Below are 24,381 nucleotides of genomic sequence, written 5' to 3' on the forward strand. Positions count from 1 at the left end.
TTCTCACCATAAAAAAACACTCCCCAATCAGATAAACAGATTTGTTATTTCATCTGTCTACCTATTGGGGAGCATATCAGTATTAAACCGGGCTCAGGTTTTTTTGTCTACTTTTGACATGACAGAACTTACGGTAATCGATATAGTGCTTGATCACCTGTATCATGAACTCCATTATGAATTTAGCAATACAACAACCAATAATAGTTAGATATCACATTTCAACTTTTATCGGATAGTTCAGCCCCAATTTACTTTCTCTTACTTATCCATTCATATACCCGCGCTGTTTCATGCTGACGTAATGGTCCTCCCCGATGATGACGTGGTCGAGACAGGCGATGCCGACGATGTTCCCCGCTTCGACCAACCTCTCCGACACCTCGATGTCTTCCCGGCTCGGCGTCGCGTCCCCGCTCGGATGGTTATGGACGGCGATGAAGCACGCCGCCGACAGCTTGAGCGCCTCGCGGAACACGTCCCGCGGGTGGACGATCGAAGAGTTCAACCCGCCGACGAAGAGCGTCTTCCGGGCGATGAGTTGATTTTTCGTGTTTAAGTACAGACAGACGAAATGCTCTTGATTGAGGAGCCGCAACTCGTTCCGGAGCAGCTCGTACGCGTCTTGCGGCGAGCGGATCGTCGGCATCTCCGACTTCGGTTCTTCGACGTAACGGATCCCAATCGTGAACGCCGCGAGCAACTGTTCGGCCTTCTTTTGCGTCATCCCTTCGATTTTGCACAAGTCGCTCACGGACGCCTGCGACAGCGCCCGAAGCGTCGGATACACGTCGGACAGTCGCCGGGCGGTCGCGTGCGGGTCTCCGCCCCGCCCTCCGATTTGAAGCAGTCTGGCGATGGCGGTTTCAGCACTACGGTCGAGCACCATGGTCATTCCTTCACCTACTTTCTACATCAATCACAGAAAGCGTGGCGTCACCCCGTGACCTTCAAGCGTCCGGACGAGCGGCTGGAGCGGCAGGCCGACGACGTTGTAGTAGTCGCCTTCTAACCGCTCGACGAACAGACCGCCCGAGCCTTGGATGCCATAGGCGCCGGCCTTGTCATACGGCTCAGCGGAATCAAGATACCCTTCGAGCCACGCCTCCGGGATGTCGATGAACGTGACGCGCGTCGCCGTGACGAACAAGTCTTGCCGCTCGGGTCCGATGATGCTGACACCGGTGAGCACGTCGTGCGTCGCCCCGGACAACTGTCCGAGCATCCGCCGCGCCTCTTCCCGGTCGTTCGGCTTCTCGAGGATCTTCCCGTCTAGGACGACGACCGTATCCGATCCGATGACGACGGCGTCACGATTGTCTCGCGCGACATCTATCGCTTTCTCACGGGCGAGGCGCCCGACGTATTCATCTGCCGCTTCGCGCCCGTTGACGCCCTCGACGACGTTCGACGGGATGACCTCGTGGTGAATGCCGGCCTTGGCCAATAGTTCGGTCCGCCGCGGTGACATCGAGGCGAGAATGACACGTTTCTGTGTTGGTTTCATTGTATCGACTCCTTCTCATCTTAGATAACGGGCTTCCTTCCCGTTTCACACTTCCCTGTTGATTGTAGGCAAAAGGGCAGCCGAACACAATGTCAGCCGACTGAAAAACGCCCCTTCATTTCGAAGGGACGTCTCGTTATGGCGTCGTGTAGTCGTATACCGGGATGTCTTTGCGTGGGAACGTTTGCGTCGGCACGAACCGGTCGTCGACGAGTTGCGTCAAGTCCGGGCGGTAGAAGGCGTCGAGTTCGACCGTGAAGTCGAGCGGCGCGATCACGTCCGTCGTGTTCGGTCCCGTCTCGGCCGGTCCCGTGAACTGAACGGTCCGCAAGATGTGGATCCGGTTCATCGACTCGACCGACTCGAGGAAGAGGACGAGCGCGTCGTACGTCTCGGCTTGAAGCGAAACGGTCGTCCGCACCGAGGACGCGTTCACCGGGGTGATGTCGACCGGTGTCGCCGGTTCAGACGTCGCGCTGACGTCTTCCGGTTCCGGTGTCTCGATCGTCTCCGGCACTTCTGATTCGGCGAGAACACCGTCCGCGAAGGCGATGCTCGTCACATTGACGCTTGAGAGCTGGCTCGCCTGCGACAACGCCTCGACGACGGTGTCTAACGCTGGCTCGGCCGGGACGCGCGTCTGGAGTCGCTGCGAGTCGGCGACGTCGACGGCGCGACCTTCCTGGCGCATGAGCTCGAGCTTCGTCTGTTCGAGCGACAGTTCGCGCTCGAGCGCTTTCACGTCACCTTGTTTTATGAAATACGTATAGCCAAAGTAAGCCGGGACGGCGATGGCCGTGAACAGGCACAAGGTGAACACTAAGTAGATCGTCGAACGTTTCATTGGCTCACCACCTCCTCATCGGTCGTCGCTTCGGTCTCAGGCTCTTCGACGTCGACAAACGTGAACGTGAATTCACCGATGTAACGCGGAAGCGGCTCGTCCGTCAGACGAGTCGGTTCATCCGTGTCCGTCTCCGTGTCGGCTTTCGTCTCGGTCGTGACGCCGAGCAGTTTGACGTTCTCAAAGCGCGGATCGGTCAAGAGCGCGCGTTGAAACGCGTTCAAGTCCGGCAACGTCTCGAACTGGGCGCGGACGCTCATGAGCGAGCCGTCGGCGTAATTGTACGTCAAGACGTATCCGGTCGGCGGCAACTGTTCGGTGAGCGCTCGGAGCGCCGGCACCGCTTGTTTCTCTTCGTTCGTAAGCGACGTCACCGTCTGTTCGAGCGACAGCACTTGTTGCCCTTTCGAGTTCACTTGTTCCGTCTGATAAATGCGGACGAGCTGCAACTGTTCGTTCACTTGCGCTTCTTGCCGTTCGAGCCCTTGCACTTCGTAGTACAAGAAGCCGGCGAGCCCTCCACCGATGAGAAGAGACGCGAGACTCGCGACGATTGGCCAGCGGAGCGTGACGTCGGTCGAATTGATGAAGTTCGCGTCGCGGTCACGATCGAGCGTCGCCATCCCGAGGAGCGGCAACATCTGGTGCGACAGCGGCGTCGCGTGTGACAACGGGAGCGGGTCGTCGATCCGTTTGACCGGCACCATCGCTTCCGCCTCGATCGTCCGGACGAGCTCATCGAGTTCCGGGACCGTCCCGGAGACGAGGAGCTCGTCAATCGGGCGACCGTCCGTGCGGAGCGAGTAGCGATAAAAGTCGAGGAAGCGCGACAGCTCGTTCAACCAATCGTCGGTCTGGCTCGAAAGCGTCTCGTTCGAACCGTTGAACGTGTATGTAACCCCGCCGTCTGTCGTATCCGAGCGGTATGAAAGGTCGGTCTCGATGGCGCGGATGAAACGGACCTGCCCTTCCTCAAGGACGAGCAACTGGTGCGCGAACGGTGTCACGTGCCAAAGGAGCGTCGATTTGAGCGGGTCGAGCGTCTCGAGACGGGCCACGCCGTTCGCAATGGCGACCGGGCGCGGGACGATCTTCTTCAAGACGAAGCCGCGTTTTTTCATGTAACCGCGGATCGCTTTCGTCAACTCGACCGAGACGGCGTGCAGCATGACTTCGGTCTTCATCTCCGTCTCGCCGAGCACCTCATAGTCGAAGGCGACGTCGTCGAACGGCAAGATGATCGAACTGCCGATCTCCATGAACAAATAACCGCGGATCTCGTCTTTCGGGATATTCGATGGGATATCGACTTTACGCGACAACACTTCCGTCTCGGCCATGTCGACGGCACAGACCATCCCTTTTCGTACTTTCAATTTTCGGCACAACTCGTCGAAGGCGAGGCCGAACGCGTTCTCGTCTTGGATCCGCCCTTCGGCGTAGGCATTCTTCGCCAACTGGACGGAGGCGCTCCGTTTGAAGACGCCTTGTTTGATCACGGCCCCGTGGATGCTGAGCGCATCGAACGAGAAGTACGCGACCGTTCCTTTCTCTATAGCCCGGCTCATGCTAGTTTCCCCCTACAATAAATCAAAATACCAATCAAAAAAGCGTTCGCTGAACCAAAACGTCAGCATCGTCCCGAGCGCGATCGACGGGACGAACGGGATCGGCTGTTTGCGACCAATCCGTTTCAACCCGATCAGCGCGAGACCGACGACGGCACCGATCAAGCTCGCGAGGAACAACGCGACGAGCACGTCACGCGGTCCGAGCACGAGTCCGATCACTGTAAATAGTTTGACATCGCCGGCTCCAAGTCCCCCTTTTGAGACGAAAAAAACGGTGGCGAGGACCGAAAATCCTAACAACGCCCCGGCGAGCGGGCCCCACCACGTCGCCCCTGATACGTAAGCGAGAGCGAGCAGGACCGGCGCCGTATAGAGCAAAATGACGTTCGGCACGAGCATCGTCGACAAATCGGACATCGCCAAAGCGAGCAGCGTCGACAAGAAGACGAACGCGAGCAGCGTTGTCCCTGAGAAGCCGTACAGCCAAAAGCTGTAGCCGTAGCCGATTGCCCCGAGCAGTTCGAACAGCGGATACGTCGGCGCGATCCGTCCGCCACAGCCGCGGCATTTGCCACTGAGGAACAAGTAGCCGAACACGGGAACGAGTTCCCATGCCGACAAGACGTGGCCGCAAGACGGGCAGTGCGACCGTGGCGTCACGATCGATTGCTTCTGTGGCACGCGGAGCCCGACGACGTTCGTGAACGAAGTGATGACCGCTCCGAGCACGATGCTGTAAATGAGTCCAATGAGGTCAAGCAATTTGGTCACTCCTTCTGTAAGTATATGCCAAAAATAGAAAACCGGCTAGGCTGAGCGAGTGCCCAGCGCCAGCCGGAGATTAAATTATTCAATTGAAGCTTTACTAAGATTTTCTTCACTCACTGCTGCAGTTTTACCAATTGCCTTTTTGCCAATCAGTTGCACAGAGTAACTGTATTTGTTGCCATCAGGCGTAATAGTTACAAGTGCTGTAGAGTAATTTTCACCAAAAGGATCATTAAGTTTAGAAATATATCCTTGCCCTACTGCTTCTTTAAAATCTAACGCTACTGCCTCAGGGTTCGAAGCTGTATGCAATTTCGCCGCACTTATCATCTGCTTCGCATCAGCGACCATCGCATCTTTCTTCGAGTTCTCAATGATCCCACCAATCGCGACGACGGCGATGGCAGCGATAATTCCTAAAATTACGACGACGACGAGCAACTCAACGAGTGTGAGGCCGCGCTCATCCTTCAATTGTTTCGCATCTTGCCAAATCATTTTCATTTTCTCCAACATGACTGATTCTCCCCTTTTGTGTGTTGTGCTGTGTATTGTGCTGTATTCATTACATAAGACCTAGAACAAGTAGAACAATTTTACTATACATTCAAAATTTGGTGTTGAAAAGTAGTTTATGTGCATAAACTAAGAATTTTCTACTGATTTTGGATATCCCCGTAAATTTGGAACATCGGCACGACGATGGCGATGACGATGACGCCGACGATGCTCGCCAAGACGACAATCAGGAGCGGCTCGATGATCGACTTCAATCGGTCCGTCGTCGTCTCGACCTCTGTCTCATAAAACTCAGCGACTTCGTTCAACATCGAGTCCAAATCCCCACTCTCCTCGCCGACCGCGATCATTTGCGTCATGAGCGGCGGGAAGTTGTTGTTGCGCATAAGCGGCTCGTGGAGCGGGATGCCTTGCGCCATACTGTTGCGCGCCTCCCCGAGCCCTTTACGGATGACGCGGTTCGAGACGATCTTCTCGGTGATCTCGATCGCCGACAAAATCGGCACGGCGGCTTGCAGCAAGACGGCGAGACTGCGCGTCAGTAACGCGATCTGCGACTTTAGGACGATTGGCCCAAAAATCGGCATCTTCAGCAACAACCCGTCGATGATGAACCTTTCCTTGTCCCGCTTCAACATCCACGTAAACACGAGGATACCGAGGAGTGCCACCCCGAAGATGAGCCACCAATAGGCGGCGACGAAATCTGAGACGGCGACGACGAGACGGGTGATGAGCGGCAGTTCGCCTCCGAGCTGTCCGAAGATGCTCGCGAACGTCGGCACGACGTTCACCATGAGGAAGGCGACGACACCGATGGCGACGATCGACACGACGAGCGGATACGTCAACGCCGAGATGACTTTTCGCTTCACGTCATACTGCTTTTGAAGCTGGAGCCCGATTTGGTCGAGCGCTTCCTCCAAGTTCCCGCTCGCCTCGCCCGCAAGCGCCATCGAACTGAAGAAGTTCGAGAACACGCGCGGATGCTTTTTGATCGCCTCGGAATAGGCGATTCCTTCCCGTAAATCGTCCTCGACTTGGCTGAGCGTTTTCTTCAACACTTTCGACTCGGTTTGGACGCGCAAGATCGACGTCGCCCGGACGATCGGCACACCGGCCCGGATGAGCGTCGCGAACTGGCGCACGTACATGATCAAATGCTCAATCTTCACCCGCTCCGGAAGAAGGTTGATCTCGGTGTTGAGCCCGGTCGACTCGAGTTCGGACAGCTCGGTGACGAGAATCGACTCTTCGCGGAGTTTCTCTTTCGCCTCGCGGAGCGAGACGGCCGTGATGCGGCCTTTTTTACGGCGCCCGTTCAAGAGCTTGCCTTCGTATTGGAATATGGCCATACGCTTACCTCATTTCTTCGTTCGGCACGGCGTTCGGGTTGATGATACCTTGCCGGACGAGTTGCTCGATGGATGCGTCCATCGACTGCATCCCGCTCTGCCGGTTCGTCTGGATGACGGTCGGGAGCTGGAACTCTTTTTCATTGCGAATCAAGTTGGCGACGGCCGCGTTGCCGAGCATGATCTCCATCGCGGCGACGCGTCCTTTCGGGACGTCGACACGCGGGAACAAGCGCTGGCTGACGACGCCTAGCAAGACGTTGGCGAGCTGCGTCCGGATCTGGTCTTGTTGCTCGGCTGGGAACGCGTCGATGATACGGCTGACGGTCGACATCGCGCTCGACGTATGTAACGTCGCCATGACGAGATGTCCCGTCTCGGCCGCCGTCATCGCTGTCGAGATCGTCTCGAGGTCGCGCATCTCCCCGAGCAAGATGACGTCCGGGTCTTGCCTGAGCGCGGCACGGAGGCCGTTCACGAACTTCATGACGTCCGAACCGATCTCGCGCTGGTCGACGATGCTCTGGTTATGGGAATGTAAATACTCGATCGGGTCTTCAAGCGTGATGATCCGCTTCCGTTGCGTCCGGTTGATCTCATGGATCATCGCGGCGAGCGTCGTCGATTTCCCCGACCCGGTCGGACCGGTCACGAGGATGAGCCCGTGCGGTTTCTCGATGAGCCGCTTCAACACCGGCGGCAGATCGAGCTCGTTTAACGTCGGGATTTCCCCGGAAATCGAACGGAAGGCGATGGCGACCGTCCCCCGCTGGTAATAGGCGTTGACGCGAAACCGCGACACGCGCGGGACGCCGAACGAGAAGTCGAGGTCGCGTTGGACTTCCAAACGCCCCCGCATTTCCTCGGTCATAATCTCATTCAAATAACCTTCGATGTGCGTCGGCAACACTTTCTCCTCGCCCATCGTGACGAGACTGCCGTCGATGCGGAAAATCGGCGGCGAACCCGCGGTCAGATGAATGTCCGAGGCGCGCTGTTCGACCGCTTTTGTCAGTATCACTTCAATCGATTGATGGATCATCTCATCACTCCGTTATGACTGTTCTCAGTATTTCTTCGGTCGTCGTCAATCCTGACGCGACTTTCTCTAATCCATCAGCGAGTAAGAACCTCGCCCCGTTTTGTTTCGCATAGTCGACCATCTCGGCCTCGGTCGCCTGGTTCATGATCATCCGGCGCAGCCCTTCATCGATCGGCACGACTTCATGGATAGCGAGGCGGCCACGGTAACCGGTGAAGTTACACGACGCGCAGCCGTTGCCGCGGACGACGTGCTGAATCGCGACGCCTTCATTCGCGAACAGTTCTTGCTCGCGTTTCGAGACGGGCTGTTCATGGCCACAGTCACGACAGACGCGCCGGACGAGCCGCTGGGCGACGAGCCCGGACGTCGAGGCGGCGACGAGGAACGGTTCGACCCCCATATCGACGAGTCGGGTGATCGAGCTGATCGCCGAGTTCGTATGGAGCGTCGACAGCACCAAGTGACCGGTGAGCGAGGCACGGATGGCGATCTCCGCCGTCTCCGTGTCCCGAATCTCCCCGACCATGACGATGTTCGGGTCTTGACGGAGGATCGAGCGGAGCCCTGAGGCGAACGTGAGGCCGACTTTCGAATTGACTTGCACTTGGTTGATCCCGTCGAGCTGATACTCGACCGGGTCCTCGACCGTGATGATATTTTTCGATTCATCGTTCAGTTCTTTCAGTGACGCGTAAAGCGTCGATGATTTCCCCGACCCCGTCGGTCCGGTAATCAAGATGATCCCGTTCGGCCGTTTCAGCATGTCGCGGTAGACGAGTTCGTTATGCTCGCCGAAGCCGAGCTTCGTCAAATCGGTCAGCCCTTCCGACGAGTCGAGCACCCGGATGACGATTTTCTCGCCGTACATCGTCGGGAGCGTCGAGACGCGGAAGTCGTACGGCCGATCGCGGAGCGTATATTTGATGCGTCCGTCTTGCGGCAAGCGGCTCTCGGTGATGTCTAGATTACTCATGACTTTCAACCGTGTCAGCATGACGCTTTGAATCTTCTTCGGATACACCGCCTCGGTGCGCAAGTCACCATCGACCCGGAAGCGGACGTGGAGCTGCTTCTCGTGCGGGTCGAAGTGGATATCCGAGGCGCGTTGGTCAATCGCGCTCAAGAACAGCTGGTTGACGAGCCGGATGACCGGCGCATCATCCCGTGACGCCGTTTCTTGACGTTCGACTTCGGGCGCTTCTTCTTTCAAGATCTCGATGAGCGAGGCGTCCATCTCGTAGTAGCGGCTGATCGTCTTACGGATCTGTTCCCGCGTCGCGATGCCGACCTCGATGTTCATCCCCGTCTGCAGCCGGACGTCATCGATCGCAATCAAATCAAGGGGATCCGCCGTCGCTACGAACAGCGTGTTCCCCTGTAATTCGATCGGCATGATGTCGTGCTTTTGGGCGATCGCCTTCGGCACGAGCTTTGTCACGGTCACGTTGATGTCTTGCGCGTATAAAGCGATGATCGGCACGTTCAACTGCTCATGCAACACTTGAATGAGCTGCGTCTCCGTCAAATAGTTGAGTCGCATGAGCGTATCGCCGAGCTTTTCACCGCGTCGTTTTTGAGCGAGCGCCTCATCGAGCTGGGCCGTCGTAATAATCCCTGCCTCGATGAGCATCTCGCCTAATCGTTTCTTCGTTCGTCTCACCTTACTTCACCATCCTCTGTGGTACCTCCTGATGCTCGACGTCTCGTTGTTCGATGAAGACGCTCAAAGCGGCACCGCCCATCACCCCGAAGACGAGGAGGAGCAACGCCCACCACGTCCGCTCGAGGGATTCCATGTACATCGTGTACACGCCGACCGATAGCACGGCGACGACGAGCGCGATGACGAGCTTCGTCTCCCGTTTTCGTACGGTCGGGACCGACAAGGCGAACAGCGTCAAGGTGGCGAGCACCCAGAAGGCGAGCAAAATCAAATATCCAATCATCCGACTGCCTCCTCGCTTGTTTCCGGAACGGTTTCGAATACCGGCGGTTCTTCTTCAAATTCATACGATCCGTCATTGTCTACATCGTCACCAAACGGGTCATCTTCCAGTAGTTCATCAGGAAAAGTTGGGATGACCGGTTCGACCGGCTCTGGTGGCGGAAGCGGGACCGAACTCTTCGTCACGATCTCAGGGATCGGTTCGTAGAAGTCGAACCCGAGCATCTCGAGCGTCTCACCCGATTCGGTGATGCGGACGCGGTACAGTTTCCCCGATTCGCCGGCTTGTCCGGATTGCGTCACGGACGAGCTGCCGGCCGGAAGCGACGGGCTGAAACGGACGACGTTTTGATACGGCACGCTCACGACTTCTTCGACGCGAGACTCGTACGCCGCCTCGAACGCTTTGCCGAGCAGTTGCACCGTCATCGTGTTCCCTTCGTTCAAGACGATGATGGCGTATGCCGTCTGTTCCGTGTTTTGGACGGCGAAGTTCGATTGTGCGTCAACCAATACGTCGTAACCGAGCTCGACGCCGTTCGGGAGCGTCTCGTGCGGGACGCGCTCCAAAATCTTGAACGGGGTCGCCGCGAACAGCTTATACAGCGACGGGCCGAGCGTCGTCAGCGCTTCAAAATCTTCCCCGAACGCTTTCAAGCTGAAGATGTCACCAGCGTTCATCTCATATCCGTTCATCCGTTCGAGCGCAGAACGCATCGCCGGCGTCGGACTGATCGTCATCGTGGCGACGACTTCGTTCTCTTCAGTGACCGTCTCGAGTGTGACGTTCGAGTCGAGCTGTGATGCCGACGCCGTGAGCGGTCCTGTCACCATCGTCATCGTCACGGGCTGGTTGTCGAGGTACGGGATGAGCCGCTCCTCATCGATCGCTACGGCGAGCGGATAATCACCCGGTTCACTGATGGCGTCGAGCGTGCCGTCGACGTTGAACGTGACGACGTCTTTCCCGACCTCGAGCGCCGTACCGTCGACCATGCCGACCGTGAACGGCATATTGTTAAAATCTTTGACGGCGTTGTCGAGTCTTATAACCGCCTCTTGTTTCGTCATTCCCGACACGTCGATGCCGGCGACACGCGTGTCTTTATATGTAGTACTCGTCTTCGCGGCCACGTCCAAATAGTTGACGAGCCCGATCGTCGGCAACGATACGAGCAGTACGAGGCATGCCAGGATGAAAAAGTGCATCCCATATCGCTTCATTTCAATTCCCCCTAGTTTTGAATCCATGAGACTTTCGATGGACTATCCGAAATCACTGTAACTTTAGTATAATATGCATTGTACAGAAAATAACAATTAAATCAGGAAAACAGACTGTTTTTTCCTACAGTTTTACTATTTTTGAAAAGGAGGTCAACGCGTTGGCTCGTTCTGAACAAGGTTTCACGCTCGTCGAAGTACTCGTCTCGATTGTTATTCTATCTATTGTATCTTTCTCCTTGTTAAATATATTTAGTCAAAGCTTGAAAACGACGAATGATAGTTTGAATCGTACAATTGCCAATCAAGTCGCACAGAATACGTTACATACGTTAGATCGAAGAGCCTCTTCGCTTGAAGACGTGCTCTCTCTTACGACGCTGACACCGAGCGGTCCTTGTCCGTTTTGTGCGGAGATCAACGGACAATCGTTCAATGTAGTCGTGACGGAGATTGGCCCGACGCAATCCGGTCATACGATTGAGCTTGAAGTATCTGTCACGACGGACACGATGTCCTCCCCCGTCCGATTGAAAGGAGTGATCTCGAATGCGACGTTACGTGAGCCGTTCCCTGAAACGGCTGTCCCAGAAAGCGAAAACGATAAGTAAACAATCAAACGGGTTCACCTTAGTCGAATTGCTTGTGACAGTCGTCGTCGCCTCCATCTTGAGCGGCGTCATCATAACGGCCTTCATCTCAGGCACGCTCGGATTTCGCTTGACGAATGAAACAAGCGAGCTCCGTAGTGAGGCGGACTATTTGGTCTCATCGATCCTCTCGGAGGTGAACCGAAGTCAATTCGATGCGGTCACCCAAATCGATGACACGTTTCAATTTCATCGCCTATCAGACCCAAACATATCTGAATCAGGGATGATTTATCGTGAGGCCGGCTATGAAGCTATCCCGCTCAATCTATCAAACGAGTCATATGAACCAAGCAACCCAAACATCGTACTTGAAGCAATCTCAATTCAACTTATCGATCCAACTTATGACAAACGTCGTCCGAGTTATATGACAAGTGGCTTACTTGAAATCGAGATGCGGTTATCGCTCGCCACTAATCCTGAATCGGCGAAGACGTTTAAAAGTTCCATCCCATTCTAAAGAAAGGAGGCCATCCGCATGCAAAAACGTGAAGAGGGATACGTGCTCGTCCTTGTACTCGTGACGATGGCAGCACTAGCGGTGCTGTCGCTCGCCGCGATGCAGGTGAACCTCGTGACGAACAAACTGACCGTCATCCGAACTGAAGATACACAGTTGAACGAGGATGCGAGAAGCGCCCTCAACTTGATTGCGGCAGACGTTCGCAACAAATTCCCACTCCATGACGCACAAACCGTACCTGAGCACATGGCATCAGAGGCCGCGTTCAATAGCGCGATTCAAGACGTGCTCGCAGTAAATTCGCCATTTGATTCGTTAGCCGAAACGAGCGACAGTACTATCACATACTCGATCCGCCTTAAACAAGACGAAGCCACAAATCTGCTTGAGACAGCTCCTTTCACAAAGATTTTGCAAGTGAATGTCGTTGCGAGCCGCCAGCTGAATCCCGAGCAACCACTCTTATCCGTCGAGTACACGCAAGACCTTTATTTGACGGCGTTGCCCTCTTTCTTATACTACGTACTCGGCTCCGACCAGCAGTTAGCCGTCAACGGGATGCCCACCGTGAAAGGGAATATTTACTCGGGTGGCCCACTATCATTCAATCGAACCGCTGAGTATCAGTTAAACGGGGAAAAACGACTGCTGCCGAACGTGCCGTCTAGCATGCTTCATCTAGATGGACGAATCGATTTATCGAATCCGGCCAACTGTTCGACTTGCGCAGCGAGCGGTTACTTCACTTCAGGCAAAGAAGTTGTTAGTGAAACGGCTGATTATGGCATCTCGAAGAGTCAATTCTCGCCGTTTCAATACGAGTACTCCATTATCGAGTTTTTGAATCGTCACGTGGACCGCACGCTCGCATATACGACAGATGTAAGTAAAACTATTTTTGAGGAGAATATGATTGCGTCAACGGATCAAGCATTTAACGTTGAACGAGTCCTTAGCGAAGATGGATTGACTGTCATTGAGCGCCCAACCTCTTATGTGACGGCTAGCGTCTATAACGGTTTTTTTAAACCGACCATCATTAAACCACCGCCAAGCCTCTCAGATCGGCCGATGTATGTGACAGAATCGATTGCTACGCAAACGGCCCCACTTCTTTTTGACGGTGACGTCGTAATCGAATCGACAAATCAGCTTACCATCGAGCGCCCTTTAATTGTGAGAGGCAATTTAACGATTCGAGGAAATGTCTCGTTCGCTTCAACCGTCTACACGCTAGGCAATACGTTCATCGATCGAGCTAACATTTTGCCAATCGATGAGGCGAAAGGAAACTCGTTGATTTTATTATCAAAAGGACAAATTTTGTTGAATCGTATCAATGAATTCGAGTCGACCCCTACGACGTTGCAGGCTTTTCTTTATAGTGACTCCAGCGACACAACTTTTGTTTATGCCGTTGGATCCACGCTTGAAATTAACGGTGGACTTTATAGTAAGGGGCCAATGGTTGTGAACGTCTTCCGCGGCTCTTTTAGTGAAGACGATCTGTTGACGCCTGAAGCATATTTCGACAGCCGTACTGCGAGCCATGATGCTACCTTATCTCGTCTTAAACTCTCGTATAACGATGCTGTCTTCAACCAGTTGAACACGTTGCCCGTGACGAACCAACTTCAATTTTTCGTAAGCAATCCGGTTCAACTTCGATAAAGTCAACAAACAAGGACAATCCGCGACGGATTGTCCTTGTTTTAGTTTGCTCCATATCCTTTTTGTTTCAGTGCCTCGAGCATGAGTTGTTGGTCTTGTTCCATAGTGAGTTGCTCTACGGTGTCAAAGGGAATGGCCGCTTCATCCATCCGATTGATTAAATCGATGAATGCTTCCGAGTTCCCATCATGAATCGCACGAACCAACACGTTCGGATGTTCGTTTAAAAAAGATGAGTCGATTCGCTCATGTGCGAGCTGCCACTTTTCAGGTTCATCGTTCAAACTGTACAGTCCCTCGAGTAACGTCTGAGACGGGAGCGCCACATTAAGCGGTGCCCCAGCCTCAACAGTACGTTGAAATTGTTCGAACGTCATCAAGTCAGCGAGGTACACCCACTGCTCGTCGGATAACTTTCCACCTTGTTCATACAAGACAATCGCTGTGTTGACATCGAATTGCTCGACCGCCTCACCCATCCATCGATCGTCCACACTTACGAGCGGGCGATTGAGAATTCGTTCTAACCGCTCCACATCACCATCCACCATCGTATGTTCGACTTGTTGCTTTTGATACAACACATATCCCGAAGCGCTGAGTCCGGCGAACAATAATATCCCAACGAGTATGGTTACTTTCCATTTCATCAATAGTAATCTCCTGCATCATTTGGCGTGCCTGGGTTCGGATCATTGCCTTCCCGGACGCGGACATAAAATTCGCGATAAACGATGGACGGTCCTTGATCGTTCGAGAAGAAGCGACTGACGTCTTCGGTCGCAATTTGAACTTTGGCCAGTCCTGGTTTTTTAAGTCGGAGTTTCGTCTGATTGACCACTTCCACGACATCCGTACCTTCGGCCACTCTCATTCCAAACCCTCGAATGTTTGCCGTCGCCGGCAAGAAGACCGGTTCATACGTGTATGGAGAGTTTTCCATATACAGCTCGATGTTCGGAGCAAGAACATCTTGTGGATATTCTTTGACTTCAATCGATGCGGTCACTTGTTGCGATGTGAATTGTTCAAGGGTCCCTTTGACAGGAATGGAACGGTTCGACGTTCCTGGTCCTTGAACGGCTCGAACAGTCACACGATCGAGTGTTGGATTTTCAAGCGTCACTTCTTTTGTGTTAACAGGCAGTGTCCAAGAGATCGGTAGTTTAACGGCTCCGCTCTGCGTCATGGTCAACTCTCTCGCTTGTCGAACCATTGCCCCGGATTTGTCGCGGTACACCCATAAGGTTGCCTGTGATGGAGAAATACTGAGGGTCGGCAATGCGACTTCAACGTTTACTAAAATAGGGATAACGGACTGTGTGATTGGTTGATTGATTAGCGACACTCTCACTTGCGCCGTTCCCGGAGTGCTACCTTTCACTTTTAGCGTCTGCTTTGTTCCTTCGACGACAGTGATGACATTCTGACCAGAGACGACCTCAAATCGGAAATTCCGGTAATCTTCATTCACTGACTTAATTGTCGGTTGAATCGTCCCATCTTCTCCAACGAGCAACTTCAAGCTGTTCGCAACAAACTGTGTCGGTGGATCGTCGACGATGATGTCGATTTCATTCGATTGAATTGTTTTTCCAGTCACCGGTGACGTGTACTCCACACGAACGGTCGATTTTCCAGGCTTTAATCCTTTCAATGTCGCGCTGTTATTAACATAACTCGGTGATAACTCGACTACATCTGAGCCGACACGCCAACGTAAATCAAGCTTCCGAGATGTATCTGGTGTGATGGCCGGCGCAATTTGTCGCACCTCATTAATATTCAAATAAATTGGTCCAGTGAGTCGTAGTTGCTCAATCTCTTTTTCAAGAATAGTCGTATTGACGGCTGATAAGTTCCCGGATCCTCGTTTTTGCACATCATGCTTTTCTGTTCCGTTTGCATTGTGTTCTGCGTCAAATACGTAGTTAAATGTACCTTTATCGAACGAGTAATTTCCGACTTTCGTCGCCGTTAATTTCACTTCCACTTTCGTATCATTCACTTTGCAGGTCTGATCACCCTGTTCAATGAGACACTGACTCGTGAAAGAGCCACTCACTTTGTTCCCATCGACTCTCCAACCGTTCGGTAATGTGCTCGGGACGACCGCGTAACCTGTCGGAATGACGTCTTCCACATTAATCGTCCAAGAGAATTGTTTATAAGCATTCTCGTTTGGCGACTGAATGAACGGGACAGCATGGTTAATATTGTATGCGAGTGTGACTTGATTACCCGTCTCGGTCACTAACGGACTGATCGTACGAGAGACGAATGCTGCTTCTTCTGAAGCAAGTACATCGACCGTAAATGTCTCAGAGGAGGTGATAGCTCCCTTCGCACGTTGCTCTTTCGTTTCAATTCGAACGTTCAACGTTGACCCGGCTTTGGCTTTATGGTCATAAAAGAAACCGGTCGCCTCATCGTTTCGCACGCTAGCGAACTTCCCTTCTTCTTTCGGAAACACTTGTTTTCCGTCGACAAGGACACGCGTGTCTAAAAATTGGTCTGCAAAGTCATAGTCGATGGACTTCCACGACAAGTAGAGTGGTTCGATGTCATATACGGTCCGTTTCTTCGACTCGTTCATGACCGGTGCAAGTACATCAATCTTTGGAGCATGGTTTGATCCGATAAAAGCACGGAACATCGTATTGACGAAGATCTCTTTCTCATCTTGCTCATTAAACGTTTGAACATGACCCGCCCCAGAATACGTCAAGTTGCCGACCGTATACATATAGTAATGGTTTGCGCTGTCGCCTGCAGTCCGGTTACTCCCCACCAAGTTGAACCAGGTCGTCAATTCCTCATTTTCTAAATCAAGTGAGAAGTATTGATTGTGTGTTGTCCTGATTTTCTTTGTTGTCCCCGAGTTAGTGCTCAGCTTATACGGATATTCCGTAAATAAGCCGCTCGCTGTTTGGACGACTGAGGTTGTCGTATTTTGCGCATATATTCCCATGTTCGTATATTCGCGCGTCGCGAAACGGGAGGCGAAATTCGATTCCCATCGATTAATCACTTTAAATTGACCACTCGTTTCGGTCCGGTATAACATGTCGTGTGTGAACATGACGCCTCTTCCTTGATCCATGTATTTAAGCAGTTCAGCATGGAAACAATCATTTGTCAGTCCTGAAATATACGAATCCTTAAATCCAAAAATAATTAAATCTTTTGAATAAAACCATGTCTCGTTTGCCTTTAAGTTCTGTCCGCAGACACGATCGATCAGTTGCTTATAACTGATTGTCTCTAAGTCAAACTCATACATGTCTCCATATGCGAGCATCTCGTTCGTTGTGAATGTACTTCGCAAGTTTCCTGTCGTTGCGGAATCAGACGTATCAGCTGTGACTTGTAGCACTTTCGCTAGCGCTTTCTCATCTTTCAACAAAAAACGGCCTGTTTGATAAGAGTAAGTACGGGCACTCGGATCTTTTAACACGAGTTTCCAATATCGCGGGCTCGTGTAACTAGGAGCATCGATACGATAGCTGATTGATCCAGCTTGCTTAGCAGGCAATGTTTCGACCCATTCGTTCGGAGTGAATCGGTCATTGCTGTCTAGGTCGATGTACAATTCGACCGTCGCATTGGACGAAGGAGCGTTCTCAAGAGTGTACTCAAATCTGATTTCCTTACCGCGCTCAGCTGGCACGATTGAAGTTGCCGATTTCACATCGACCAATGACGTCAATGTCTTCGTTCCTTGCTTCGTCACGACTTGTTTCACCTTATTCGGCTTATTCGTATTGAAAAACGTATTTAACACCGTTTTTGCCTCATCGGTCGTTTTGAACACGACAGCTTGAGTTTGTTTTAGTAGGTTAAATTTTTTCGCCGTGTTATTTTTGGTGGCAAACACGTCCTCATGAAGCAATACCGGAACACCGTTCGCAAGAAGCTCACGTTGAAGTTGTTGGACCTTCAACGCTGTAATATCATTATCATGCTCGGTCGTATTATGTGAATCACTCGTGACCGGTCGAATAGCGCTCGATCCTTTTAATTCAGAATTATAAGTAACGGTACTCGCACTATATTTCTCTTGGCTATCCGTCGCCCGTGATGGACCAAAGACGACAGCATCATATTTCCCTAATAAATCCTCTCGGGAGGCGTTGAACTGTTTCATCGTCATCGTCTGAACAGTATATCCAGAGCCTAGGTTGAGTTGTGACGGTATTTTATATGTCACGCTCGTTGTATTTTTGTTCACTTCTGCCATATCAGTTAATTCTAAAATAACAGGTTTGACTGGCGTACTTGCCGAAACAGTCGTATAAATTTCAAATAAAGTCGAAATAAGGAGTGATGTTAAGAAGACGATCGCGACGAATGCCGCTACGGGTCGTTTCAATCTTCGCTGACTGACCATGGTGCGTTTCCTCCTTGGGATATGAGTTGATTAAGACATACGTTCTCATACTCATTCATACGCTTTAAATGGATGGAAAACAAGGTCATTTTTGCAAACCTTGGAAATACGTTCTTACTTCACTGATGAAGTACAGCGACCCCGTCACGACGAGCGTCTTCGACTGCGGGTTCTTCACCCAACGGTTGAGCCATAGTTTCCAGTCGACATAGTCGGCCCCGTCCTCGATCAAACTTTCTTTCGTCCTTGTGCGCGGGAAATCGAACGTCGTCTCGTACACTGTTCCGACTGTTTGAAGCGACGCCACCATGCTGGCTCGGTCTTTATCGGCGAGGATGGCCGCGAGGACCGTCACGTCGCCTTCAAGCCGCAACTGTTCGACGAGTGCGGCGATTCCTTCCGCATTGTGCGCCCCGTCGAGCACAATGCGCGGCGTCTTCGACACGAGCTCATATCGACCTGGATGCTGCGCTGTCTCAAGCCCTGACCGAATCGCCGCTTCTCCCCATCCGAGATGGCGCGCGACAGCGACGGCACACGCCCCGTTATACGCTTGATGGTGTCCGGTCAATCCGAGCGTCACCGGAGGCAAACCGTCATATGTCACGACCGTCTCGCGACCGTCCTCGATCGACGTGACGAGTGATGTGACGTCATGAATCGGGGCGTCCATCGCCTCTCCTTGTTCGTCAAGCAACCCGATCAACCGCTCATCCGTCAAACTATGGAACATCGGCACACCTCGCTTCATGATACCGAACTTTTCGAGCGCGATCTCTTCGAGCGTGTCACCAAGGATGCCTTGATGGTCGTGCCCGATTGACGTGACGACCGTCGCGAGCGGCCGTTTCAACACGTTCGTCGAGTCGAGCCGACCCCCGAGCCCGACTTCCCAGATGACGAGGTCGGGCTGTTGCTTGTGGAAATAGAGCCACGCCATCACCGTGAGCAGCTCGAACTCGGTCAACGTCTCTGGTGACGCACTCGCACAATCTTGGACCTGGTTCGCGATGCGGACGAGGTCGTCCTCCCGAATCGGCTCCCCGTTCAACATGATCCGCTCCTCGAACTGGATGATGTACGGCGAGATGAACGTCCCGACGTTCAAGCCCTCCTGCATCGCCATCGCTCGCAAAAAGGCGACGGTCGACCCTTTTCCGTTCGTGCCTGCGACGTGGACCGACGGCAACTCCTCGATCCTGAGCTTTTCTAGCATCCACTCGATTCGGGTCAACCCCGGCTTAATCCCGAACCGAAGCTGTCTGTTCAACCAATTCAATACGTCTTGTCTCGTCTCCATCTCCATCCACTCCTATATGTACACTTCCTTTTCATCTTACCAAAATTCGCGAAGCCCTACGTAAGGAATCGGCTGTGCTATACTCGAGGCGAAGAAGGAGGGATTGCGATGACAACCAATTGGAATTTCGAGGCGACGTACCTTGAACTCCGTGACATATTTTATGATCGTGGACCGGTCCACCCGGTCGACACACCTGAACTCGTCTTGTTTAATGACGACCTTGCGAAATCGCTCGGCCTAAACGTCGAGGCGGTGAAGCAAGACGTCGCCCTGTTAGCCGGAAATATTCAGACCGACACATCCTTTTCCGAGGCGTACGCCGGACACCAGTTCGGGCACTTCACGATGCTCGGAGACGGGCGTGCCCTCATGCTCGGGGAGCACATCGCTCCGAACGGGAAACGGTTTGACGTCCAATTGAAAGGCTCGGGCCCGACCGAATATTCTCGGGGCGGCGATGGACGAGCCGCCATCGGTCCGATGGTTAGGGAATTCATCATCAGTGAGGCGATGCACGCGCTCGGCATCCCGACGAACCGCGCCTTGAGTGTCGTCAAAACCGGAGAGCCTGTCATGCGGCAACGCCCGGAGCACGGCGCCGTGTTGACGCGTGTCGCCTCGAGTCACTTGCGGGTCGGGACGTTCCAATACGCGGCCGCATCCGGTTCAATCGATGACGTCATCGCGCTCGCTGACTACGCGATTCGTCGCCACGACGCTGACCTTGAAGGAAAGCCGGACCGCTACGAACAGTTCCTCCGTCGTGTCATCACGCGCCAGGCGAAGCTGATCGCCGACTGGCAACTCGTCGGCTTCATCCACGGCGTCATGAACACGGACAACACGTTCATCAGCGGTGAAGGTCTCGACTACGGCCCGTGCGCGTTCATGGACACGTATCATCCGCACACCGTCTTCAGCTCGATTGACCGGGAAGGCCGCTACGCGTACGCAAATCAGCCGTATATCGGGTCGTGGAACTTGGCGCGTCTGGCCGAGACGCTATTACCGCTCCTCGCCGAGACGCAAGAAGGAGCGATTGACATCGCCAACAAGCTGTTGGATGGGTATACCGAGACGTATAAACAAGCATACTTCACGGGACTCGCGCATAAAGTCGGGCTGTACGTCCGAAAAGACGGAGACGATGCGCTTACGGACGAGCTGCTCCGGCTCATGATGGAGAGCGAGGCCGACTTCACGAACACGTTCCGCGCGCTCACGCTCGGTGACACGGAATCGCTCGCTTTCGCCAATCGCGACGACGGTAAGGCGTGGCTCGCCGCTTGGCGGAAACGCCTTGGGGAACAAGGTCTTCCGGACGAAGATGTGACCCGACTCATGTGTCAGCATAACCCGGCCATCATCCCGCGCAACCATCACGTCGAGACGGCGATTCAAGCGGCCGCTCGCGGTGACTTCGCACCGACCGAGTCACTGCTCGCCGTACTCAAAAACCCGTACGATTACAAAGCCGACCACGGACGCTACGTCTCGCCAGGTCCACCGCGGACGTATCCGTATCAGACGTTTTGTGGCACATGATCCATTCCGCTCTCGCGGGATGGATTTTTTAGGAACCTCTTCTCTCGATTTACGTATAAATGAACATCAACGATTCAGGAGGTTCCTTATGCGCTTACTCGCTTCACTCATTTCGTTAGGTTTTGCCTGCCTTATCTCGCTCGAGCTGTGGCAAGGTCCGTTTCATAGCGGCTGGGTTTGGTCCATGCCCGCGTTTTTCTTAATCGTTTCATTCTTCCAGTTCATGAAACATTTGAACGAGCTTGAATGGAAGGAAACAAAATGAAGGTCACAATTGCCGCATTGATGCTTCTCATCCTTTCGGCTTCCTACACGGTATATAGTCTCTACCTCTTATTGATTGGGCAAGCGATTCAGCCCCAATGGACCGGGCTTGCGCTCGGCGCCTTATTCACCTCATCGTACTTCCTGTTGACCAAACAGTTGCCAGCGTGGGACGGAAGTGATCACGAATGAAAATCGTCTATTTCATTTTGATGCTCATCGCTGCGTTTTTGTATGCGGTCTATCTCGTCCATCTGTATCGGGTCGGGCTGACCGATTCGCTCTACATGCATTTTCTTTGGATTACCGCCATCGGCCTCTACATCGTCTGGCTAAAGCGAAGAACCCCCAAACGTCACGATTGACGTCGGGGGTTCTTCGCGTTTACATCCCACAGCTTAAGCTATTGTGACTCCAAAAAAACCTTCTTCGGAGAACGCGTCTCCAAAGAAGGTCAAGGTGTTACTTACGCAACTCTTCCAAACGGGCGCGGACCGCGTCACGTTTGTCGAGGTAGTCTTTTTCTTTTGCTTTCTCTTCGTCGATGACATGAGCCGGGGCCTTGCCGGTGAAGCCTGGGTTGCCGAGTTTCTTCTGAACGCGCTCGACTTCCTTCTCGTACTTCGCCACTTCTTTTTCAAGACGGGCGATTTCTTCTTCGAAGTTGATCAAGTCAGCGAGCGGGATGAACAACTCTGCCCCCGTCATGATGGCCGACATCGACTTGTCTGGAGCCGTCAAGCCACGCGCGATTTCAAGCTCGGTCGCGTTCGTGAACTTGCCGATCGTCGCCTCGTTCTCGCTCAAGTAGCCTTGTGTCGTGTCGTCACTCGTCGCGATGAAGAGTTGGATCGGTTTCGACATCGGCGCGTTCACTTCCGAACGAATGTTACGGACCGAGCGGATGACGTTCATGACTGCCTCAAACGCAGGGACCGACTCCGCGAAGTGGAGGTCGTCACGGCGTGTCGGGTAGCTCGCACGGACGATCGAGTCGCCTTCGTGCGGCAAGTGTTGCCAAATCTCCTCTGTGAGGAACGGCATGAACGGGTGCATGAGACGCATGATCGAGTCGAGCGTATGTGCGAGCACTGAACGTGTCGTCGCTTTCGCCACCTCGTCCTCACCGTAGAGCGTGAGTTTCGCCATCTCGATGTACCAGTTACAGAACTCTTCCCAGATGAAGTTGTACAAGTAGCGACCGGCTTCGCCGAACTCGTACTTGTCGACGAGACGTGTCACTTGGTCGACCGTGTCGTTCAAACGAGTGAGGATCCACTTGTCGGCAAGCGTCTTCTCGCCTGAGAGGTCGATATCCTCGAACTTCATGCCGTCCATGTTCATGAGAGCGAAACGGCTCGCGTTCCAAATCTTGTTCGCGAAGTTCCATGTCGACTCGATCTTCTCCCAATAGAAGCGGAGGTCGTTCCCTGGAGTTGAACCGGTAAGGAGGAACCAGCGGAGCGAGTCGGCACCGTACTGGTCAATGACTTCCATCGGATCGACGCCGTTACCGAGCGACTTCGACATCTTGCGGCCTTCCGAGTCGCGGATGAGACCGTGGATGAGGACGTCGTTGAACGGTTGCTTCCCTGTGAACTCGAGCGATTGGAAGATCATTCGCGATACCCAGAAGAAGATGATGTCATAACCCGTGACGAGCGCGCTCGTCGGGAAGTAACGTTTGAAGTCTGCTGAATCCGTGTCCGGCCAGCCCATCGTCGAGAACGGCCAGAGCGCTGACGAGAACCACGTGTCGAGCACGTCTTCGTCTTGCGTCCAGTTCTCGCTGTCCGCGGGTGCGTCTTTTCCTACATAGACTTCGCCTGTCTCGTTATGGTACCAAGCCGGGATGCGGTGGCCCCACCAGAGCTGACGGCTAATACACCAGTCGCGGATGTTCTCCATCCAGCGGAGGTACGTGCCTTCGAACCGTTCTGGGACGAAGTTGACTTTCGTGTCATCATGTCCTTGTGCTTCGAGCGCCGCTTTCGCGAGCGGCTCCATGTCGACGAACCACTGTTTCGAAAGATACGGCTCGATGACCGCGCCTGAACGTTCCGAGTGGCCGACCGAGTGCGTGTGCGGTTCGATCTTAACGAGCGTGCCGTCCGCTTCTAGGTCTTTCACGAGTTGCTTGCGGCATTCGAAGCGGTCGAGCCCTTCGTACTTGCCTGCGTTCTCGTTCATCTTGCCGCCTTCGTCCATGACGAGGACGCGCGGGAGCTCGTGACGGTTCCCGATCTCGAAGTCGTTCGGGTCGTGTGCCGGCGTGATCTTCACGCAGCCTGTACCGAACTCCATGTCGACGTAGTCGTCGGCGACGATCGGAATCTCACGGTTCATGACCGGAAGCATGATCGTCTTGCCGACGAGGTGCGCGTAACGCTCATCTTTCGGGTTGACGGCGACGGCCGTATCACCGAGCATCGTCTCCGGACGCGTCGTCGCGATCTCGATGTGACCTGAGCCGTCCGCGAGCGGGTATTTCATATGGTAGAACGCGCCCTCGACTTCTTGATAGATGACTTCGATATCCGAGACGGCCGTCTTCTGTGCCGGGTCCCAGTTGACGATATATTCGCCACGGTAGATCAAGCCTTTCTCATACAGACGGACGAACACTTCCTGGACCGCTTTCGAGAGCCCTTCGTCGAGCGTGAAACGCTCACGCGAGTAGTCGAGGCCGAGACCAAGTTTTGACCACTGGGCACGGATTGTGTCGGCGTACTCGTCTTTCCATTCCCACGTCTTCTCGAGGAACTTCTCGCGACCGAGGTCGTAACGCATGATACCGTCCTCACGGAGCTTCTGTTCGACTTTCGCTTGTGTCGCGATGCCGGCGTGGTCCATCCCTGGGAGCCAAAGCACGTCATAGCCTTGCATGCGCTTCAAGCGCGTCAATAAGTCTTGGAGCGTCGTGTCCCACGCGTGTCCGAGGTGAAGTTTTCCTGTCACGTTCGGTGGCGGGATGACGATCGTGTACGGCTCTTTCGAGTCGTCCTCGTCTGCTTTGAATACGTCGTTCTCTAACCAGTAGTCGTACCATTTCGCTTCCGTCGCACTCGGGTCGTACTTCGTCGGCATGGTGATTTCGTTTGTCTCGTTGGCCATGTGTAATGCCCCCTCTATAAAATGTAAACACAAAAACGGCTTCTCTCGTCCTATACGCTAAGGACGAAAGAAGCCGAATCTTCCGCGGTACCACCTTAGTTCGCCAAACACGTTGGCGCCCTCAAAATCGAATAACGGTCGATGGACCGGACCTCTCTACTCGCGTTCAAAAGGTCAGCTCCGAGGCGACTTCCGCACCA

At 53.5% G+C, this 24,381-nt stretch carries 22 protein-coding genes and 1 other annotated feature (1 of these 23 only partly in view); of the genes, 7 read left to right on the forward strand and 15 right to left on the reverse strand.

Going from position 1 to position 24,381, the window contains the following annotated elements; genetic code table 11:
- Positions 1 to 265 precede the first annotated feature (265 nt).
- The 11 genes from radC to L971_RS11940 form a co-directional block, all read right to left on the reverse strand.
- Complete coding sequence (radC, locus tag L971_RS11890; RefSeq protein ID WP_047376035.1) at positions 266 to 895, reverse strand: DNA repair protein RadC; 630 nt, start codon at positions 893 to 895, stop codon at positions 266 to 268.
- Positions 896 to 919: 24 nt separating this feature from the next.
- On the reverse strand, positions 920 to 1,507 hold the full coding sequence (locus L971_RS11895) for a nucleoside triphosphate pyrophosphatase (protein WP_047376037.1): 588 nt from the start codon (positions 1,505 to 1,507) through the stop codon (positions 920 to 922).
- A gap of 136 nt (positions 1,508 to 1,643) precedes the next feature.
- Positions 1,644 to 2,351: a hypothetical protein gene (locus tag L971_RS11900; protein WP_029335622.1), complete on the reverse strand. Its 708-nt coding sequence runs from the start codon at positions 2,349 to 2,351 to the stop codon at positions 1,644 to 1,646.
- The gene (gene pilM / locus L971_RS11905; protein ID WP_047376039.1) at positions 2,348 to 3,919 is read right to left on the reverse strand and encodes a pilus assembly protein PilM; all 1,572 of its coding nucleotides are present in this window, start codon (positions 3,917 to 3,919) and stop codon (positions 2,348 to 2,350) included. Before pilM ends, L971_RS11900 begins: the two co-directional genes overlap by 4 nt.
- Positions 3,920 to 3,931: 12 nt before the next feature.
- Positions 3,932 to 4,684 carry an A24 family peptidase gene (locus L971_RS11910; RefSeq protein ID WP_047376040.1) on the reverse strand — a complete coding sequence of 251 codons (753 nt, stop codon included), beginning with the start codon at positions 4,682 to 4,684 and terminating at the stop codon, positions 3,932 to 3,934.
- An 84-nt stretch (positions 4,685 to 4,768) separates the two neighbouring features.
- Complete coding sequence (locus L971_RS11915; RefSeq protein ID WP_047376042.1) at positions 4,769 to 5,206, reverse strand: prepilin-type N-terminal cleavage/methylation domain-containing protein; 438 nt, start codon at positions 5,204 to 5,206, stop codon at positions 4,769 to 4,771.
- Positions 5,207 to 5,346: 140 nt separating this feature from the next.
- On the reverse strand, positions 5,347 to 6,564 hold the full coding sequence (locus L971_RS11920) for a type II secretion system F family protein (protein ID WP_047376044.1): 1,218 nt from the start codon (positions 6,562 to 6,564) through the stop codon (positions 5,347 to 5,349).
- Positions 6,565 to 6,568: 4 nt separating this feature from the next.
- Positions 6,569 to 7,606 (reverse strand): type IV pilus twitching motility protein PilT, encoded by a 1,038-nt coding sequence (locus tag L971_RS11925; RefSeq protein ID WP_029335628.1) that lies wholly within the window; start codon positions 7,604 to 7,606, stop codon positions 6,569 to 6,571.
- A gap of 4 nt (positions 7,607 to 7,610) precedes the next feature.
- Positions 7,611 to 9,269: a GspE/PulE family protein gene (locus L971_RS11930; RefSeq protein WP_024369854.1), complete on the reverse strand. Its 1,659-nt coding sequence runs from the start codon at positions 9,267 to 9,269 to the stop codon at positions 7,611 to 7,613.
- Position 9,270: 1 nt separating this feature from the next.
- Entirely contained in the window at positions 9,271 to 9,555 is a 285-nt protein-coding gene (locus L971_RS11935; protein ID WP_024369853.1) for a hypothetical protein, read from the reverse strand.
- Complete coding sequence (locus L971_RS11940; RefSeq protein ID WP_047376046.1) at positions 9,552 to 10,778, reverse strand: G5 domain-containing protein; 1,227 nt, start codon at positions 10,776 to 10,778, stop codon at positions 9,552 to 9,554. The genes L971_RS11935 and L971_RS11940 overlap by 4 nt, the downstream gene beginning before the upstream one ends.
- 161 nt (positions 10,779 to 10,939) lie before the next feature.
- Between L971_RS11940 and L971_RS11945 the strand changes: the two genes are divergently transcribed.
- Genes L971_RS11945 through L971_RS11955 form a run of 3 tightly spaced genes read left to right on the forward strand, consistent with a single transcriptional unit; the run spans position 10,940 to position 13,565 of the window.
- Positions 10,940 to 11,389 (forward strand): prepilin-type N-terminal cleavage/methylation domain-containing protein, encoded by a 450-nt coding sequence (locus L971_RS11945; RefSeq protein ID WP_024369851.1) that lies wholly within the window; start codon positions 10,940 to 10,942, stop codon positions 11,387 to 11,389.
- A complete protein-coding gene (locus tag L971_RS11950; protein ID WP_024369850.1) occupies positions 11,328 to 11,891 on the forward strand; it encodes a prepilin-type N-terminal cleavage/methylation domain-containing protein in 564 nt (187 codons plus the stop codon). The genes L971_RS11945 and L971_RS11950 overlap by 62 nt, the downstream gene beginning before the upstream one ends.
- 18 nt (positions 11,892 to 11,909) lie before the next feature.
- Complete coding sequence (locus L971_RS11955; protein ID WP_047376048.1) at positions 11,910 to 13,565, forward strand: hypothetical protein; 1,656 nt, start codon at positions 11,910 to 11,912, stop codon at positions 13,563 to 13,565.
- A 41-nt stretch (positions 13,566 to 13,606) separates the two neighbouring features.
- Here the strand turns inward: L971_RS11955 and L971_RS11960 are convergent, their stop codons facing one another.
- The 3 genes from L971_RS11960 to L971_RS11970 form a co-directional block, all read right to left on the reverse strand.
- Positions 13,607 to 14,215 (reverse strand): hypothetical protein, encoded by a 609-nt coding sequence (locus L971_RS11960; RefSeq protein WP_047376051.1) that lies wholly within the window; start codon positions 14,213 to 14,215, stop codon positions 13,607 to 13,609.
- Positions 14,215 to 17,955 (reverse strand): DUF5057 domain-containing protein, encoded by a 3,741-nt coding sequence (locus L971_RS11965; RefSeq protein WP_047376053.1) that lies wholly within the window; start codon positions 17,953 to 17,955, stop codon positions 14,215 to 14,217. Before L971_RS11965 ends, L971_RS11960 begins: the two co-directional genes overlap by 1 nt.
- Before the next feature lie 85 nt (positions 17,956 to 18,040).
- The gene (locus L971_RS11970; RefSeq protein WP_047376055.1) at positions 18,041 to 19,255 is read right to left on the reverse strand and encodes a folylpolyglutamate synthase/dihydrofolate synthase family protein; all 1,215 of its coding nucleotides are present in this window, start codon (positions 19,253 to 19,255) and stop codon (positions 18,041 to 18,043) included.
- Positions 19,256 to 19,363: 108 nt separating this feature from the next.
- Between L971_RS11970 and L971_RS11975 the strand changes: the two genes are divergently transcribed.
- From L971_RS11975 to L971_RS15085, 4 genes are all read left to right on the forward strand, one after another.
- Positions 19,364 to 20,803 (forward strand): YdiU family protein, encoded by a 1,440-nt coding sequence (locus L971_RS11975; protein ID WP_047376057.1) that lies wholly within the window; start codon positions 19,364 to 19,366, stop codon positions 20,801 to 20,803.
- Between the two features lie 88 nt (positions 20,804 to 20,891).
- On the forward strand, positions 20,892 to 21,068 hold the full coding sequence (locus L971_RS15080) for a hypothetical protein (protein WP_156111531.1): 177 nt from the start codon (positions 20,892 to 20,894) through the stop codon (positions 21,066 to 21,068).
- The gene (locus L971_RS11980; protein WP_047376059.1) at positions 21,065 to 21,259 is read left to right on the forward strand and encodes a hypothetical protein; all 195 of its coding nucleotides are present in this window, start codon (positions 21,065 to 21,067) and stop codon (positions 21,257 to 21,259) included. The genes L971_RS15080 and L971_RS11980 overlap by 4 nt, the downstream gene beginning before the upstream one ends.
- A complete protein-coding gene (locus L971_RS15085) occupies positions 21,256 to 21,432 on the forward strand; it encodes a hypothetical protein (RefSeq protein ID WP_156111532.1) in 177 nt (58 codons plus the stop codon). The genes L971_RS11980 and L971_RS15085 overlap by 4 nt, the downstream gene beginning before the upstream one ends.
- 97 nt (positions 21,433 to 21,529) lie before the next feature.
- Here L971_RS15085 and L971_RS11985 read toward each other — a convergent pair whose 3' ends face one another.
- Positions 21,530 to 24,181 carry a valine--tRNA ligase gene (locus tag L971_RS11985; RefSeq protein WP_024369842.1) on the reverse strand — a complete coding sequence of 884 codons (2,652 nt, stop codon included), beginning with the start codon at positions 24,179 to 24,181 and terminating at the stop codon, positions 21,530 to 21,532.
- Positions 24,182 to 24,237: 56 nt separating this feature from the next.
- Positions 24,238 to 24,381: a binding site (T-box leader), on the reverse strand (it continues 80 nt past the right edge of the window).

Source organism: Exiguobacterium sp. ZOR0005 (genome assembly GCF_000798975.1).
In the GTDB taxonomy this organism is placed as follows: domain Bacteria; phylum Bacillota; class Bacilli; order Exiguobacteriales; family Exiguobacteriaceae; genus Exiguobacterium; species Exiguobacterium aurantiacum.